Origin of the sequence: Burkholderia sp. LFS061, assembly GCF_047978125.1 — a bacterium.
Taxonomy (GTDB): Bacteria; Pseudomonadota; Gammaproteobacteria; order Burkholderiales; family Burkholderiaceae; genus Burkholderia; species Burkholderia pyrrocinia_C.
The window spans coordinates 165,275-179,072 of record NZ_JBFPFS010000003.1 but is presented as its reverse complement, the minus strand read 5'-3'; the positions used below and the strand labels follow the sequence as shown (position 1 = coordinate 179,072).

22 protein-coding genes and 1 tRNA gene are annotated in these 13,798 nt (G+C 62.0%); 11 read left to right on the top strand and 12 right to left on the bottom strand.

Annotation, left to right across the window (positions count from 1 at the left end; translation table 11 throughout):
- Positions 1-29 precede the first annotated feature (29 nt).
- From ACNQQL_RS03960 to ACNQQL_RS03940, 5 genes are all read left to right on the top strand, one after another.
- Entirely contained in the window at positions 30-245 is a 216-nt protein-coding gene (locus tag ACNQQL_RS03960; protein ID WP_006400187.1) for a TOBE domain-containing protein, read from the top strand.
- A gap of 143 nt (positions 246-388) precedes the next feature.
- Complete coding sequence (locus ACNQQL_RS03955; RefSeq protein ID WP_011351863.1) at positions 389-586, top strand: hypothetical protein; 198 nt, start codon at positions 389-391, stop codon at positions 584-586.
- A 55-nt stretch (positions 587-641) separates the two neighbouring features.
- Entirely contained in the window at positions 642-890 is a 249-nt protein-coding gene (locus ACNQQL_RS03950) for a hypothetical protein (RefSeq protein ID WP_347063285.1), read from the top strand.
- A 130-nt stretch (positions 891-1,020) separates the two neighbouring features.
- Positions 1,021-2,007 carry a tRNA dihydrouridine(20/20a) synthase DusA gene (gene dusA / locus ACNQQL_RS03945; RefSeq protein WP_239483395.1) on the top strand — a complete coding sequence of 329 codons (987 nt, stop codon included), beginning with the start codon at positions 1,021-1,023 and terminating at the stop codon, positions 2,005-2,007.
- 56 nt (positions 2,008-2,063) lie between these two features.
- Positions 2,064-2,139, top strand: a tRNA-His gene (locus ACNQQL_RS03940).
- A gap of 131 nt (positions 2,140-2,270) precedes the next feature.
- On the opposite strand, the gene ACNQQL_RS03935 is transcribed toward ACNQQL_RS03940, so the two are convergent.
- From ACNQQL_RS03935 to ACNQQL_RS03920, 4 genes are all read right to left on the bottom strand, one after another.
- Positions 2,271-2,534 (bottom strand): hypothetical protein, encoded by a 264-nt coding sequence (locus ACNQQL_RS03935; RefSeq protein WP_347063284.1) that lies wholly within the window; start codon positions 2,532-2,534, stop codon positions 2,271-2,273.
- Positions 2,535-2,647: 113 nt separating this feature from the next.
- Entirely contained in the window at positions 2,648-2,941 is a 294-nt protein-coding gene (locus tag ACNQQL_RS03930) for a hypothetical protein (RefSeq protein ID WP_347063283.1), read from the bottom strand.
- 721 nt (positions 2,942-3,662) lie between these two features.
- Positions 3,663-4,127, bottom strand: coding sequence for a hypothetical protein (locus ACNQQL_RS03925; RefSeq protein ID WP_347063282.1), 465 nt, complete (start codon positions 4,125-4,127; stop codon positions 3,663-3,665).
- 76 nt (positions 4,128-4,203) lie between these two features.
- Positions 4,204-5,511 carry an AAA family ATPase gene (locus ACNQQL_RS03920; RefSeq protein WP_347063281.1) on the bottom strand — a complete coding sequence of 436 codons (1,308 nt, stop codon included), beginning with the start codon at positions 5,509-5,511 and terminating at the stop codon, positions 4,204-4,206.
- Between the two features lie 272 nt (positions 5,512-5,783).
- Here ACNQQL_RS03920 and ACNQQL_RS03915 point away from each other — a divergent pair, with 272 nt between their 5' ends.
- From ACNQQL_RS03915 to ACNQQL_RS03900, 4 genes are all read left to right on the top strand, one after another.
- A complete protein-coding gene (locus tag ACNQQL_RS03915) occupies positions 5,784-6,044 on the top strand; it encodes a hypothetical protein (protein ID WP_347063280.1) in 261 nt (86 codons plus the stop codon).
- Positions 6,045-6,119: 75 nt separating this feature from the next.
- Positions 6,120-6,398, top strand: coding sequence for a hypothetical protein (locus ACNQQL_RS03910; RefSeq protein WP_347063279.1), 279 nt, complete (start codon positions 6,120-6,122; stop codon positions 6,396-6,398).
- Entirely contained in the window at positions 6,395-6,979 is a 585-nt protein-coding gene (locus ACNQQL_RS03905; protein ID WP_347063278.1) for a hypothetical protein, read from the top strand. Before ACNQQL_RS03910 ends, ACNQQL_RS03905 begins: the two co-directional genes overlap by 4 nt.
- Before the next feature lie 150 nt (positions 6,980-7,129).
- Positions 7,130-7,342, top strand: a complete 213-nt coding sequence (locus ACNQQL_RS03900; RefSeq protein WP_347063277.1) for a DNA-binding protein — start codon at positions 7,130-7,132, stop codon at positions 7,340-7,342.
- Here ACNQQL_RS03900 and ACNQQL_RS03895 read toward each other — a convergent pair.
- A complete protein-coding gene (locus ACNQQL_RS03895) occupies positions 7,292-8,971 on the bottom strand; it encodes an integrase family protein (RefSeq protein WP_347063276.1) in 1,680 nt (559 codons plus the stop codon). The two genes, ACNQQL_RS03900 and ACNQQL_RS03895, sit on opposite strands and share 51 nt — an antisense overlap.
- Positions 8,972-9,248: 277 nt before the next feature.
- On the opposite strand from ACNQQL_RS03895, the gene ACNQQL_RS03890 reads away from it, so the two are divergent.
- Both ACNQQL_RS03890 and ACNQQL_RS03885 read left to right on the top strand, forming a co-directional pair.
- Entirely contained in the window at positions 9,249-9,953 is a 705-nt protein-coding gene (locus ACNQQL_RS03890; RefSeq protein ID WP_416392516.1) for an SEC-C metal-binding domain-containing protein, read from the top strand.
- Between the two features lie 87 nt (positions 9,954-10,040).
- Positions 10,041-10,259: a hypothetical protein gene (locus tag ACNQQL_RS03885; RefSeq protein ID WP_347063275.1), complete on the top strand. Its 219-nt coding sequence runs from the start codon at positions 10,041-10,043 to the stop codon at positions 10,257-10,259.
- Here ACNQQL_RS03885 and ACNQQL_RS03880 read toward each other — a convergent pair.
- From ACNQQL_RS03880 to ACNQQL_RS03850, 7 genes are all read right to left on the bottom strand, one after another.
- Positions 10,249-10,488 carry a DUF4224 domain-containing protein gene (locus ACNQQL_RS03880; RefSeq protein ID WP_347063274.1) on the bottom strand — a complete coding sequence of 80 codons (240 nt, stop codon included), beginning with the start codon at positions 10,486-10,488 and terminating at the stop codon, positions 10,249-10,251. The two genes, ACNQQL_RS03885 and ACNQQL_RS03880, sit on opposite strands and share 11 nt — an antisense overlap.
- On the bottom strand, positions 10,485-10,652 hold the full coding sequence (locus ACNQQL_RS03875; protein WP_347063273.1) for a hypothetical protein: 168 nt from the start codon (positions 10,650-10,652) through the stop codon (positions 10,485-10,487). The genes ACNQQL_RS03880 and ACNQQL_RS03875 overlap by 4 nt, the downstream gene beginning before the upstream one ends.
- A gap of 120 nt (positions 10,653-10,772) precedes the next feature.
- Complete coding sequence (locus ACNQQL_RS03870) at positions 10,773-11,771, bottom strand: phage Gp37/Gp68 family protein (protein WP_347063272.1); 999 nt, start codon at positions 11,769-11,771, stop codon at positions 10,773-10,775.
- A complete protein-coding gene (locus tag ACNQQL_RS03865) occupies positions 11,768-12,004 on the bottom strand; it encodes a hypothetical protein (protein WP_347063271.1) in 237 nt (78 codons plus the stop codon). The genes ACNQQL_RS03870 and ACNQQL_RS03865 overlap by 4 nt, the downstream gene beginning before the upstream one ends.
- Positions 12,001-12,561, bottom strand: coding sequence for a hypothetical protein (locus ACNQQL_RS03860; protein WP_347063270.1), 561 nt, complete (start codon positions 12,559-12,561; stop codon positions 12,001-12,003). Before ACNQQL_RS03860 ends, ACNQQL_RS03865 begins: the two co-directional genes overlap by 4 nt.
- A 106-nt stretch (positions 12,562-12,667) precedes the next feature.
- Entirely contained in the window at positions 12,668-12,880 is a 213-nt protein-coding gene (locus ACNQQL_RS03855) for a hypothetical protein (protein ID WP_347063269.1), read from the bottom strand.
- Complete coding sequence (locus ACNQQL_RS03850) at positions 12,877-13,785, bottom strand: hypothetical protein (protein ID WP_347063268.1); 909 nt, start codon at positions 13,783-13,785, stop codon at positions 12,877-12,879. The genes ACNQQL_RS03855 and ACNQQL_RS03850 overlap by 4 nt, the downstream gene beginning before the upstream one ends.
- Positions 13,786-13,798 lie beyond the last annotated feature (13 nt).

The window sequence follows — 13,798 nt, the reverse complement described above, 5'->3', positions numbered from 1 at the left end:
GAGACTTTTTCTTCGGAGCGATCAACCCGATGAGCATCACTGCAATCAACGTGCGTAACCAGTTCAAAGGCAAGGTGAAGGAGATCATTCGCGGTCCGGTGGTGTCCGAGGTCGACGTCGAGACGCCGTTCGGCATCGTCACGTCGGTGATCACGACCCGCTCGGTCGACGAGCTCGAACTGAAGGTTGGCGCGGAAGTCGTCGCACTCGTGAAGTCGACCGAAGTATCGATCGCGCGTCTCTGAGCGCGAGCTTCCTGCGCCGGTGCGGCGCCGGCGGGCTGCCTGCCCGTTGGCGTCGTCCGGCATTCCCGCAGCGCGTTTCCCTTGGTATTCGGCGTCCGGACGAAGTGTTAGGATGGAACGACACCGATGCCGGAGGGCAACGCATGACCCCCATCCTTTCCCCCGAAGCCATCGAGGCGCTGAAGTGGATCGACCAGTTCGGCGAAAGCCGGCCGGTTCCTGCTGCGTTTGGCGACGTCGTCTATGCGTTGCTGAACGAGGGGCTGATCTATCAGGCGGCGGCCGACCGCGTCGACCTGACGGCCGACGGCAAATCCTTTTTGTCCGACGAATACGACTGAGCGCACGGCGCCGGCTGCATGGGCGGCCTGGCGCCGCGTCGCCACGGAGCGTGCGATGGAACCGAGAGGCAGCGACCTCGGCGATTTCAGCGAGCCGTACCGCGGCTTCGAGATCGAGGTGAAGACCGAGCAGGTCTGGGACGGCGAGCATGCGCACTACCGCGTGCTGCAGGGCGACGCCGTGCGGATCGACTGGCGGCTCGCCAAGGTCGACGGGTTGCTGCTGACCGAACGGCGCGTGATCGAGCGCGTGCTCGACGAGGCGCGAAGGGCGGTCGATGCGGAACTGGGCGAGGGAGACTAGCGCGGGCGCCGGGCAGGTGCCGCCCATGTTGCGGTAAAATGCTCGGTTGTTTCCGCGCCGCCTGGCTTGTTGCCCGAATTCCATGTCCGTACCGTCCTCGCTTCCTCCCCGTCGCGTATCCGTCGCGCCGATGCTCGACTGGACCGATCGCCATTGCCGGTCGTTCCACCGTACGCTGACGCGCGATACGTGGCTGTATACGGAGATGATCACGACGGGTGCGCTGCTGTTCGGCGATGCCCAGCGGCATCTTGCGTTCACGCCGAACGAATCGCCGGTCGCGCTGCAGCTTGGCGGCAGCGAACGCGACGATCTCGCGCGCGCCGCGAAGCTCGGCGAGCAGTGGGGCTACGACGAAATCAACCTGAATTGCGGATGTCCGTCCGAGCGCGTGCAGCGCGGCGCGTTCGGCGCGTGCCTGATGAACGAGCCGCAGCTCGTCGCCGACTGCGTGAAGGCAATGAGCGATGCGGTGTCGGTGCCGGTTACGGTCAAGCACCGGATCGGTGTGGACGCGGTCGAGGATTACGCGTTCGTGCGCGACTTCGTCGGCACGGTCGCCGAAGCCGGCTGCGAAACGTTCGTCGTGCATGCGCGCAACGCGATCCTGAAGGGGCTGTCGCCGAAGGAGAATCGCGAGATCCCGCCGCTCAAGTACGACTATGCGTATCAGTTGAAGCGCGATTTTCCGTCGCTGGAGATCGTCATCAACGGTGGCATCAAGACGCTGGACGAAGTCGCGCAGCATCTCGAGCATGTCGATGGCGTGATGCTCGGCCGCGAGGCGTATCACAACCCGTATGTGCTCGCGGAGGTCGATGCGCGGTTCTACGGATCGACGGGCGCGGTGCCGACGCGCGAAGAAGCGGAAGCGCAACTGATCGAATACTGCGCGGCCGAGCTGAAGCGCGGGACCTATCTCGGCGCGATCGTGCGGCATGCGCTCGGGCTGTATCGCGGCGTGCCCGGCGCACGCGGCTGGCGTCGCGTGCTGTCCGACAACAAGAAGCTCGCGCGCGGCGATCTGGCCGTGTTCGACGAGGCGCGCGCGCATCTGAACGAAGCCGAAGAATTTTTTGAAAAAAAGGCTTTGCAAGATTCAAAAGACTTCGTATAATCTTGCTTCTTCGATGCTGAAACAAAAACAGCGAAGAGCAGAAAGCAGTATCAGTGGTGGCTGTAGCTCAGTTGGTAGAGTCCAGGATTGTGATTCCTGTCGTCGTGGGTTCGAGTCCCATCAGCCACCCCAAAGAATTCAAGCACTTAGCCCAGTCATTGCGACTGGGCTTTTTGCTTTCTGGAGTTCGTGTAGGCACCATGTAGGCATTTGCCGTCAACGCGCCGCCAGTTTGGAAGGTTGCAGCCTAGCGTCCGTTCACTCTAATTGCGGTGGAACAACGAGCAATCCGGGTTGGTTGAACTGTAGAGCCCGGAGCATTCAGCCCGCCAATCGGCAATAGCGTCCACCGCTGCATCGTGGGCAATTCGCCTGATGTGCTCATCCTCTGACAGACAATCGCCGGACGGGTCTTTGTAGGTGCACACGAGCCTTTCGCGCCACGCGACGAAATCGGCCGAGTAATAAGCGCGCACGAGCACTAACGCGACAATGGCCCAGAATACAAAGCTTCCGATTTTCTTCATGTTGTGTTCCCGCTAATCCAGCCGGCGCCAGAATACACCGGAAGTCGGACAGCTCGGGCACCCTGCATGACTCTTCTCTAACGTCGGAGAGGTCTACCGGCCTGATGACTCACTCAGCCCACCGGCTTCTTGCAGGCAATTACCATCGACCGCTCGTTCGTTTTCGCACCGAACAATCCGCCGCCACCCGCTCCGACAGCCGCTGCACTTTCGTCGCTCCGGTCGAGCACGTCATAGCCGGCTGCTTTGCAAAGATTGCCTGCCGCCTCGAAGCATTTATCCCATCCTCGAGCCAAGCCACTGCAGTTAAGGGTATAGGCCTGGCGGCCGTCGGGCGCATAGCTTTCGTGGACGGTGGCGCAGGATACGAGCGCCAGACACAGAAGGAGCGTGCATGTCTTCTTCATTATTCCCCCGTGCGCGGCTCGATTGGCGCAGCACATCGGTGCTGCATCTGTTGGGGTACGAGCTTCGCCATGCGATGCTAGCACTACCGGCCATTGAACGAGCATCTCGGCGGGAATGTTGTATCAGGTCATCGGATGACAATCGCCGCAACTTCCGCGTTGTCGCGTTTTTCGCGCGCGCATATTCGGATAGAGGCGGGTAGCTTCCCGTTTCAGGCCGTAACTTCGGTGCCGATTTCGACCATTACCTTTTGGCGCTCCCACGGTATCGACCGGTTTTTTACCGATAACTTACCGCGGCTTTTCATGCGCCTCGCGCGCGCACGCGCGTATTGGTCGCAAAACGAACGGGCCTTTTTATGGGCACGGAAAACTCCGTTGCCTCGCGCGCGCGTATTTGTCCGAGAATGCGCGCCATAGAGCTACCCGACTGATTCTGCAAGCATTTTGCAGGCTGACTCGTCCGGCGCTTGATTTCCTTTGATTGATTTCAACCCGTGGTCGCCCGCATTGGCTGTTTCCTTGCGTTCTGAGCGAAGGGCGCGAACCGCCGTGTGGTTGCTTTTTGATTGTTCTCGGCCAAACGGGAAAGTGCGCCACCTGTTATTTCTCTGTTACCAGACAACCCTGCGGCGCCTGTTCTTTGCCTGCTGAATCAGACAGCGCGCCGCCCGTTTCGGCCTCTTCTCAGGCGGAGCGTTCGCGCCATCTTCCCGTCCCATCAGGCGGAGGGCAATATCGTGAAGCTGTCGGTATGGCCGCTTCGTATCAGGTTCGCGGGAGCCGACGGTGTCACCCATTGCGTTGCGCTGAATTTCGACATGACAACGCTGACGCCTGTCGTGTTGTTGATAGCCCTTATATTCCCGGACCAATGTGCCGAGGGAGCTGAAGTCGTCAGAACCGTTTGGGGCGTGGTGTCCTTTTCCAGCGTAACCAGAGTAGTGTCAAAAAACGGTGTCGATGCTGGGAAATTCACGAAGAGAGCGACACCACCGGTGTCTTGGCCCGTCAGGGCTCCGTCAAAGCGTCCGGTCTTGCCGAGCAAATCGCTGAAGCTGACCGGTGCGCCGCTCTTGCCGGCCAGCGCGAGCACCCATGAATCGAGCAGCGAGAGCGGCAAGGTACGGCCAAGTTCGGTTGCGATTTGCGACATGGACATCGGGGGCGATGCGGGGAGCGTCATCAGAGTTCTCCTTACTATCTTGTAAGCGCGGAAAGCGCTCGGGGTTTCACTACTTCTCTCTACTTTAGAGGCGGCGTTACAGGTCGGCAACGTCTTCAGGCTGGCGCAGGTCGAGCGGCTGCGTGACGAAGCGCAGGCGGACCGGCAGATTGCACTGCCGGCGGATACTCCACGCCTTGGCACGCTTGCCGAGGCCCGCTTCGCCTTCGAGGCACACGTAGGTTACGGGAGCGGTGTTCACGCGCCGCCCGAACCACTCGGCACCGTCTGCGATGGCGGTGCATAGGTCGAGCACCAGGAACGACTTCCCGGAACCTGACGGCCCATATACGGCACCAAAGCCGGAAGCCGGCAACACGCCTTGAACCATCCATCGCAGCGGCGGCGCGCTCAGCAGGTCGTCGGCCGATTGCAACCGGTATCGCATGGGCGGCGTCTTGGCGGCGCGGAGAAGATCCGCCAGTGTGTCGACGCCGTACTCAGCCTCGTAGTCGTTCGCGTCATAGTTCGCAGGCTTGTCGGAGGGCATTTCGACCCACGCACCAGTAAGCTCGCGGGCGATGGCTTCGGCGTCCGCCTCTTTGCCGCGGTCCGGCACGATGACGATGCGCGCCGTCGGAAACCGCTTGCGCAGCACCTTCGCGATGGAGCGAGTGCGGCCAGAGCCGAACGTGACCGCAGCGGCGGCGTGATAGTCTGCCTTGGCGCATGCCCACGCCTGCCCGATGCCTTCGCATACGTATAGCGTTCCATCCGGTGTGATGTCGCCGACCATGAACAAGCCATCGTTGAACGACGCGCCGGGTGCGTTGAGTTTCTTCCCGGCACCCGGCGGCGGAATGAATTGGACCGTGTAGAGCATGCCGTCGAACGAGCGAACCGGTACCGCCAGCCAGCCGGCGACGCGCTGCCCGCCGACGGTGAGCGTGTCATCTTTCGGCACCACGTGCAGGCCGTCCGGCGTTCCGCGTTTCGCAACGATATAGGGATGGTCGGCGCTTGCGGGCGGATAGCTGTCGAACGTCGCGGCCAGGTCGGTGCGCGGCTTCCGGGGAGTGTCGACGTTCGTCGGCTTCGAGGCCGGTACGCGCGCCGCCGGCGTGACGTTGCGCGGGTGCGTATCACGCCAGCCGGCATCCATCGCCATCCTGAATAGCGTGGCCGGACCAATACCGCCATCCTGCTTAAAGCTCTTCCATGCAGACTTGGCGTCACGTTCTCCGCCAAAATTGGCGCCGGTCGCTGACCACTCGAGGAAATCAGCCTCGGACAGGCCGGCTGCCTTCGCCGCCATGCCGGCGCTCACCCACTCACTGCGCGGGCACCCGGCATCGAGCGAAAACAGGGCGTCACGTGCGCGCGCGGCGTCGTGACCATTCATCATGCGGCACCTCGCATGTCACGCGCTGCGTTAAGCCGTCTGCCATTGCGGAACGTCATTACAACGTGCGTCCGCTGGACCTGCTGCGCATGTGGCACGACAAGCTAGAGGCATGGATCCTCAATGAAGCCGGCGTTGAATTTACGCCGGAACCGGAGAACCCCGGGCTAAAGGCAATTACCGCGGCCTGACGGCATCAGGCAAAGCGGCGGCGCGGGTGCTGGAACACTTCGCGCCGCCTGACCATAACACGACCTATAAGGGAGGTCCGTACCATGGCTAAGCTCAATTCTACGTCGCGCCCCGCCGCCCTCGTTCAGCTTCCAACCGCCCACCGGACGAAGGGCCGTCGGCGTACGCATCCGATTGCCGGTCAGCCGCTCGCTCCGGTTTTGCGTCTTGTGGCGAACGAGAACCGCAGGAAGCCTCAATGCGAAGTCAACGCGGGACCTCAAAAGCTTTACGAGGACCTCTCGTCCATAGCAGAGCACATCATCAAGGTCGCGGACATCCTGGCCGAAATAAAACTGCCGTAGTGGGTGTGATATGCAGCCAACTATGCTTCTCGCGTGCATTGCGCTCGCGCCCGATAGCTTGCCAAGGGGCCAACTATGAGGCTCGAACAATACGAAACCCGCGACCGGGCTTACGGTGTATGGCATCGCGCACCTTCGATTCGCCGGTATTTGGCGGCGACTCAAGCCGAATCGCTGACGATGGTCGACCTCGATTCGGTGCTGTTCACGGAATACGACAACGGCGCCAAGGTTCCCTTGGCTCTGGTTGAAGTGGCTCGCGACATAGGACAGGAGAAGCCGGCCGGAGTGATACAGCATCTGGCGCAGCTTGCCGACGTGCCTGCCTATGTCGCCCTATACCGATGCGTTTGAACCCGCGCACCCAGGCAGACGCTGAGCAGGCTGCGATGATGGCCGCTGGAAGGCTCCAGATTGACGAGGTGGTCGGCATCCTCGCCAAGGAGACCGGCACCGAGGCGGCGCGCTGGGAGGCGACACTTGTGACCGAAATCAAGAGCGGCGCGCTGCCGCTGAAGAACCCGCGCGACCTACGCGATTTTCTGCCCTACGCCGTTCCGAAGAATCTCCGCACGTTCTATGACCGCGTGGACGTTGCCGACGTGGACAAGCTGCTGAACGCTCACCCGGAATGGCGCGTCGAGTATCGCTTTAACAGTGCGGAATTGCCGTCAGGAAACACCCCTGCGGCGTCAATTCGAACCGTGAAGCGTGTTGGCGATAAATGGTCAGATGCAGAACTTAAAACGCTACTGGCTGAAAGCAAGCTACCGGGAGCCACGCAAGAAAAACTCGCCAAGCAATACAACGTCAGCCGGCCACGCATCGGCACATTGCTGAATCAGGCAAAGGACAAGTTTGAGACCCGCGCGAAGGCGTCGTGGCACCCATCGGCGGGAGTCGGTAGCCGGAAACTGAAAGGGGATAAATACTAGACGCCGTTGCATTGCATTGTTGCGCCAGTCGGCCTGAATCCCTTGTCGGATAAGGCCGGAGCTATTGCGCAACAGTAAGCCGAGTATTGCGGTAATCAGGCTTGGCCCCAAGCGATTCACGTTGAGTCGCACACATTGGGAGCCAGTCACATGACTACGCAACACTTGGCGGCGATTCCGGTAGGCCGCCAATTCATCACGACCGAAGAGCTAGCTGGCGCATTGCATCTGCGTCCGCAGAGCATCCGCAAGCGCTACATGGAGACCGGCAGCTATCACGGCGTGCGCCCGGTCAAACTGCCGAATCGCTTTCTAGCCTGGCCGCTGGATGCGGTCGAGCGGCTGATGCGCGCGGAGGCGTAAATGGAAAAGAAAAACGCCCAATCCAGCAAAGCCGAATCGAGCGCGAACGAACATCGCAATTCTAACGGAGCCCTGCCTACGCGCGTCAATACCGTCACAGCGTCGTTTCTGGCTGAACTGCTGGAAGGCAATGCACTGACCGGTATGGAGGCAGTGTTTCGCCAATCGACGACGAGAGCTGCCGCATGGGTGCATTACCTGGAAGGCAAATACGGTTGGACCATCGAGCGCCGCGAAATTGCAGACGGCACGAACGACGGCCGCATCTCGTGGGTGACGCGCTACTGGCTCAGTGACGAATCCCGTGAGGCTGCGTTTGCTGCTGGCGCACGTGAATGGATTGACCGGGTGCAAGCCGCCGTCAACAAGCGACGTGCGAATGCCGGCGACGTGAAAGCCCTGGCCGTTCGCCTTGTGACCCATGATTTGCGCCTTGATGCCGGACGGCAGTTCCGTCCATTCCGCAAGGCTCGAAAATGACCGCCGCAGACCGTGCAGCGTCACCGGTGCGATACCGGCAATCCCGCAGACGCGATGCAAGGCGTTGTTCGGCGCGGCGAGCCGGCCATCACCCGAAGTCTTGCTGGCGAATACCCATTCCGACGGCCGCCACGTTTCACCCTTGGCCTCAAGGCTGCGCATCTGGCGCACGTTCGGCGGTGTGTCGTTGATACGCTTCAGCTCGAGCAGCACGGTGGCGAAATACGGTGTCAGGGGAATAATCCGGCCGGTCTCAATTTCCACCTTGTCTTTCAGGTGCAGGCTGCGCCACCGGAAGTCCACATCGTCCCAACGAAGCTCAGCCAGTTCCTCGCGACGCGCGCCGGTCAGTAGCAGGCCAATAAGATACGCCTCCATGACTGGGTTGCTGAGCTGGCGGACCGCACCGAACCACGCGGCCAGTTGCTCGCGCTGAATGGAATCGGTCTTTGCGGCCTGTTTCGGGAGAGCGTCTTTCGAAAGGCGCGTGGCAACGGCCTGCGGGTCGATGAGCGCCTGATATTCGGCCTTCGATTCGCACCACGTTGCGAAGATGCGCAACAGGTTGAAGGCCAGGCGGGCGCGAGCCGGACGCTGGGCGGCCTCATCCGCCAGCCATTCGCCCATGCGCTCGGCGCTCAGGTCCGATAGCTTCAGTGGCATCAGCGCTGCGAGCGGGCCCGGTTCGGTCAGTCCCTTGCCACGCTTCTTCGGCTGACCACCAGCGCTGGCGAGCGTTACATGGTCGCGGTAATGCAACTCGCTCCACTTCGGGCGGCGAACCTCGATATACACCTTCCAGGCTTCCGCCAACGTTACGTCCTTGCGGCGAGCCTCCACCTTTCGGGCCTCATGGGCGGCGCGCTGCTCGGCTACCTGCTCGCGCGGATCTTTCCCGTCATCGATTACCGTTTTCAGGCGTGCTGCCTCAGTGCGGGCCTTGCCAAGCGTCCATGCACGTGAGTCGCCAATGGTGATGCGAACTGTCTTGCCGAACAGGCGGGATTCGTAGATGTATGAACGCGCGCCTGCGGGCGTCACGCGCAGGCCGAGCCCTGGAGCCTTCGCGTCCCAGTAAATCGTCTGCGTCTTGCCTGGCACTGCTTCGAACGAGGCTACGCGCTCCGCAGTGAAATTGACCTTTGCCATTACCTGTTCCTGTTGGGGCCAAATCTATGTAGGCACCATGTAGGCAAAGTATAGGTCAATCAATCAACGTAGTTCAACAGGAATATGTAGGCAATTTTCGCTGGAGAGCCCGAAAACACTGGGATTCAGTGAGTCTCGTAAATCTAGGTCAACATCAAGGAATCCAGTCTTTAGAGGATTGTGATTCCTGTCGTCGTGGGTTCGAGTCCCATCAGCCACCCCAACAAATTCAAGCACTTGCAGCGCAAAGACGCTGACGTGTTACAGGTTTTGGAAGATGAGATTCCAAAATTTGGAAGATAAGTGTGAAAGGCCCGTGCATTGCACGGGCCTTTTTCGTTTTCGCCCCGGGGGGGAGTTGATGGCCGTCATACCAGCAATTTGCGATCGCTGTGGAACTGCGTTTCCATCTGGTTTTTGGATGGACGGAAACACGTCGGGAATCACATTCACGGGTAGTAAGTCAGGGCCATGTCCGAAATGTGGAGGTGTTGGGTCGATTCCTGATGGCGTGTATGCGCTGGTAAATGGTCTGATTCAGTTCGCCCGTGCCGGCGGATTACCCGCCGAGCGACTTGCGATGCTGAGCGAAGTTGCAACGGCCGCAAGGGCGCAAAATTGGTCGCGAGAACAGTTCACGGATGAAGCGGAAAGACGAGCCCCGGGAGCGGCCAGCCTGCTTTCATGGATGCCGGAAAACAAGTCCGAGTGGTATACATTTATTGGCATTTTGATTACGGTGCTTGCGCTGCTTCAGGCTAGTTCTGGCTATACACTGAAAGACCTAATATCCGCAGGAGCGGAGCAACCTGCAGCTGCCCGTTCTTCCCAAGCACCGTCGACATCGAACACGCCGCGCGCATTACCTCAACAGGCGCGCGATCCAGGCATGATGCGGATCGGTAATAAGGTCGGTAGGAACGAGCTTTGTCCATGCGGCAGTGGCATTAAGTTCAAGAGGTGCCACGGTAGGGTTACATAAGGCTATCGCGTAGCACGCACTTTTCGCTGTCGCCGTCGGTCGTATGTCTTCCGGACCATGCGCTCGTCCGCATGCCCAGTCGCATCGATGATGCGATCGTCGCCTTCCTCCTGGCGATCGGTCACGGCCGCTGGCCGCATGTCGCGCAGCGCGAACCGTTCGAACGGTACGCCTCGCACCTGCGCTTCCTTCTCGCAATACCCCATCAACCGCGACCAGTTCGTGTTCCAGCCGCTGCGGGTGTACACCTGGCCGGCGGTGTTGCCGAATCCGTCCGGCCGCTTGCGTCGTCCGATCATGCTGTGAGTGCGGCGAAATTGGGTTCGTCTTGGGCGGCGGCGCGGGGCCGGCGCGCGGGAGGCGCAGTGCCGTTCATGCGGGCGGCGTAGTACTCGCGCGCGACGAGCGGCACTCCAGCGATGTTGACGACATACGGCCAGTGATTGCGCTCGAGCCAGCGCTTCATGCACGCCAAGCTGCGCGGCCTGCAGCCGACGAGTTCGGCCAGCTCGACCGTAGAGAGGTAGAGGCTCACGTTTCAATCCTCCTGAATTCGACAACCCAGACCCACGGGTTCGCATCCCAGCCATGGCCGCGCGCGGCGTTCAGGCTGTCCCACAGATCGTGAAAGGCGCGGATGCTAGGCGGCCGATAGGCGCCGGCGCAGTAGCCGCGCATGTGGTGGTCCTCGATCGTCACGCCTTCGGCGCGCGCGTCCGACTCGCTAATGTTCTGCAGGCGCTCGCCGCGTCTGCGTCTTTCGGCCTTCGAGGATGGCGCGCACCATCGGCCCGCTGAAAAGGATAGGGCGCTCTTTCATCATGCCTCCGGGAATTCGTCGTGCGTGCGGCCGTCGAGATGGCGGCCGGCGGCGCGCTTGCCGCAACGCCACAGGTCGGGCGCATCGTCGCAGTGCAGCGTCTCGGCCGCGCGCGGCGTGATCGAGCCGAACGACCACTCACCATCCCACCAGTGAGCCGTCGCCTCGGTGCGCTTCTGGGGGCCAGCGTTTTCGCCCGGCGCCCATTCGCCCCATTGCTTGAACAGGAACGGCACGCCGGCGGCCGCGCACTGGTCGCGCAGCGAACGGGCCCAGTCCGGGTGCATCGGTCGCGCGCCGGGGCCGCTCTCGCCGCCGACGATGACCCAGTCGATGGCCGGGTAGCGCTCGTTGCGGCTGCAATGCGGCTGGTGGTGCCACTGAAGTGCGTCACCGAAGTATCCGGGGCTGGCAGTGAAACTGACAGACGTCAGATCGACCGGCCCGAGCAGCGGCTCCATCGACAGGAACCGCATGCGCGCCGGCACTGCGAGCAGCTTCGGGATGTCGCGGTCGGCCTCGGCCTGGTTGACGATCGTCGCGCCGAACCAGACATTCGACCACGGCCACGGCGTGTTGACGCCGCGGCCGGCGAGTTCGAGTGCCCGCGTGATCATCGGCCCGGCATTGCCGATCCGCTTCGTGAGCAGCAGCCAGTCGAGGTGCGGCGTGTTCCAGATCAGGTCGATCAGGTCCGCGCGCCATGCGTCGGGAACGGCGTTGTCGAACACGTCGGCGAGCGACGCGCAGAACACACGCTGGCGCCGGCCGTGCGCGGCGAAGAATTCAGCGTGCCGCGCATTCCAGCGAAGCGGCTGTCGCCACGTAGCCGCCGACGTGCGCACGCGCTCGCCGTGCGGCCCCCAGACGACCTTGTGCATGCGCGTATCCATCAGGTGCTCGGCGTAGCAGTGGTCGCAACCAGGCGACACCTTCGTGCAGCCAATAAACGGATTGAACGTATGGTCGGCCCACTCGATTTTGCTGTTCTCGCTCATAGGTCGATGTCCACGTATTTGGTGACGAAGCGCGCGTCTTCGGTGTGGTGGCGGCGATAGACGATGCGGATACCACCGCCGAGGTCGAGCGCGCGGCCGCGCCCGTTGTCGTCATTCAGCTCGGCCTGGTGGTCGCAGCAGACCGAGCGCAGCGTGACGGCGAGTTCGACGGGGGCGTCGAGCAGCCGCTGCAGGAAGTCGTGGTTGATCTCGATGAGGGTTCGCGTGCTCATGCCGCAAGCTCCTCGTCGTTGACTTCCATGGACTGCTGGAAGACACGGCCGCGCTCGCCGGCAGGGATCGTCACCAGACCCGCCGCGGTCAGGAACGGATTGCGCTTCATGGCGCTGCGCGCCGCGCGCGCTGCATCCGATTTGATTGCAGCCGGGCAGGGCACATCGGGCGCGTTGCCGATTGCCCAAACAGGACGCCACTGCGCGCGACCAACTGGCGGAATCCAGTCGACGATATGGACCTCGGCGCGGTGAATCGTCAGCAGCTCGCTGACGCGCTGCTGCGAAACGCCGCAGCGTTTCACAAGCTCGCGAACCGACAGGCGCTCCCGCTCGAGGATTGCGCGCATCTTGTCCCACGCCGGCGTCGCGCGCGACCTGTAGTCGCGCTGCGCCCGTTTGATCTTGAGCACCCTGGCAGCAAAGGTCTGGACTGACTTACGCGAATGACGCGGAAACGCTGCGTACAGAGCCTTGGACGGCATGGGCGACGGATAGAGGCGGGCGAGCAGGCGCGCCTCGGCGGTCGTCCACAGGTTGTGTGTCGACGTCGACATGCTACGATTCCTCCGGATTTTTCCAGCGAGCACCAGATGAAGTCTGTTTTCCTGATGCGTGGGTACCCACCGAGGCATGCGCGAGATCTACGCGCAGATTCATCGCTCATCGTGAGCTGATCACTTGCACGCAGGTGGGTTCTGCTGACACGACGCATGCGGTGCACACGCCGCGCCATTCTCCCGTTGCGTCGTGCACGTCGTCGGGGTTGGCGCAATGCGGGTAGCGCAGCGTCAGCTCCGGATACAGCTTCTCGCGCAGGTGGTCGGGCAGGCCGGTGGCGCGGATCGCGAACACTTCGACGTCGGTCAGCTTCATTTGCCTGCTCCAGCTCGGATTTCGTCGACGGCCTCGGTGAAAGTGCGTTTCTCGTGCTCACGCGCCCACCATGCGAACATGACGTAACGCTTGACCCACATCTCGGATGCATCAACGCCGATCTGTCCCGTGAGATTCGGGCTCGAGAACGCGGCAGATTGCGAATGTTGAATCATGCGGCGTTCAGTGCGCTCGACGTAGACGGATGGCTCGCCGTTCATCATCAGCGCGCGCCAACGCATTGCATCCGGTGAATCTTCGGCAGCCACCTCGGTCCGCAGCTCCGGCTGCGTGAGGATCCGCTGCTCGTGCTTCGTCATGAGCGCTTCGACGCGCGACTCGAGCGCGGGATCGATCCGGGCGGCGATCCGGTGCGCCAGATCCATGCACCATGCTGGCATGTCAGTTTCGCCGCGGCCGCGCAGAAGCTCGGCGTGGCCGATCAGCGCGAAGACATCGCTATCCGTCAGCTCCCACCGAGTGGCGACCTGCGCGGGCGGGGCGGTGAGAAATCCCAGAGGGAACCAAACGCCAGAGTCTTTACGGCACTTCTCGATCACGTCATTCCAGATCCAGTCGCCTGAAAGCTCACCTGTGTCCGGATGCTTGCGAACCCACGCCACCGCGGGCTGCGATGCTGCCGCGCGGGCTTGCCATGCACATGCATCGCGCCAGATTTGCCACGATGTGCGTGTGCTGACGCGCTCTCTGGCGTCATAGGTCCGGAATGCTGCGCGGCTCGCCTCGCTGTCGCCATCCCATGCCGCCCGCTCGTCTCCCGGCGCTGCCGCTGCATCTGCGGAGGGAAGCTGCGGAGCCATGGCGAACGCGGCCTTGTACATCACGTCAGGGTTATTTCCGCCGGTTCGCTTCATGTATTCGGCCGCAGCTTCGGCGAATGCCATCCGCATTGCCGGC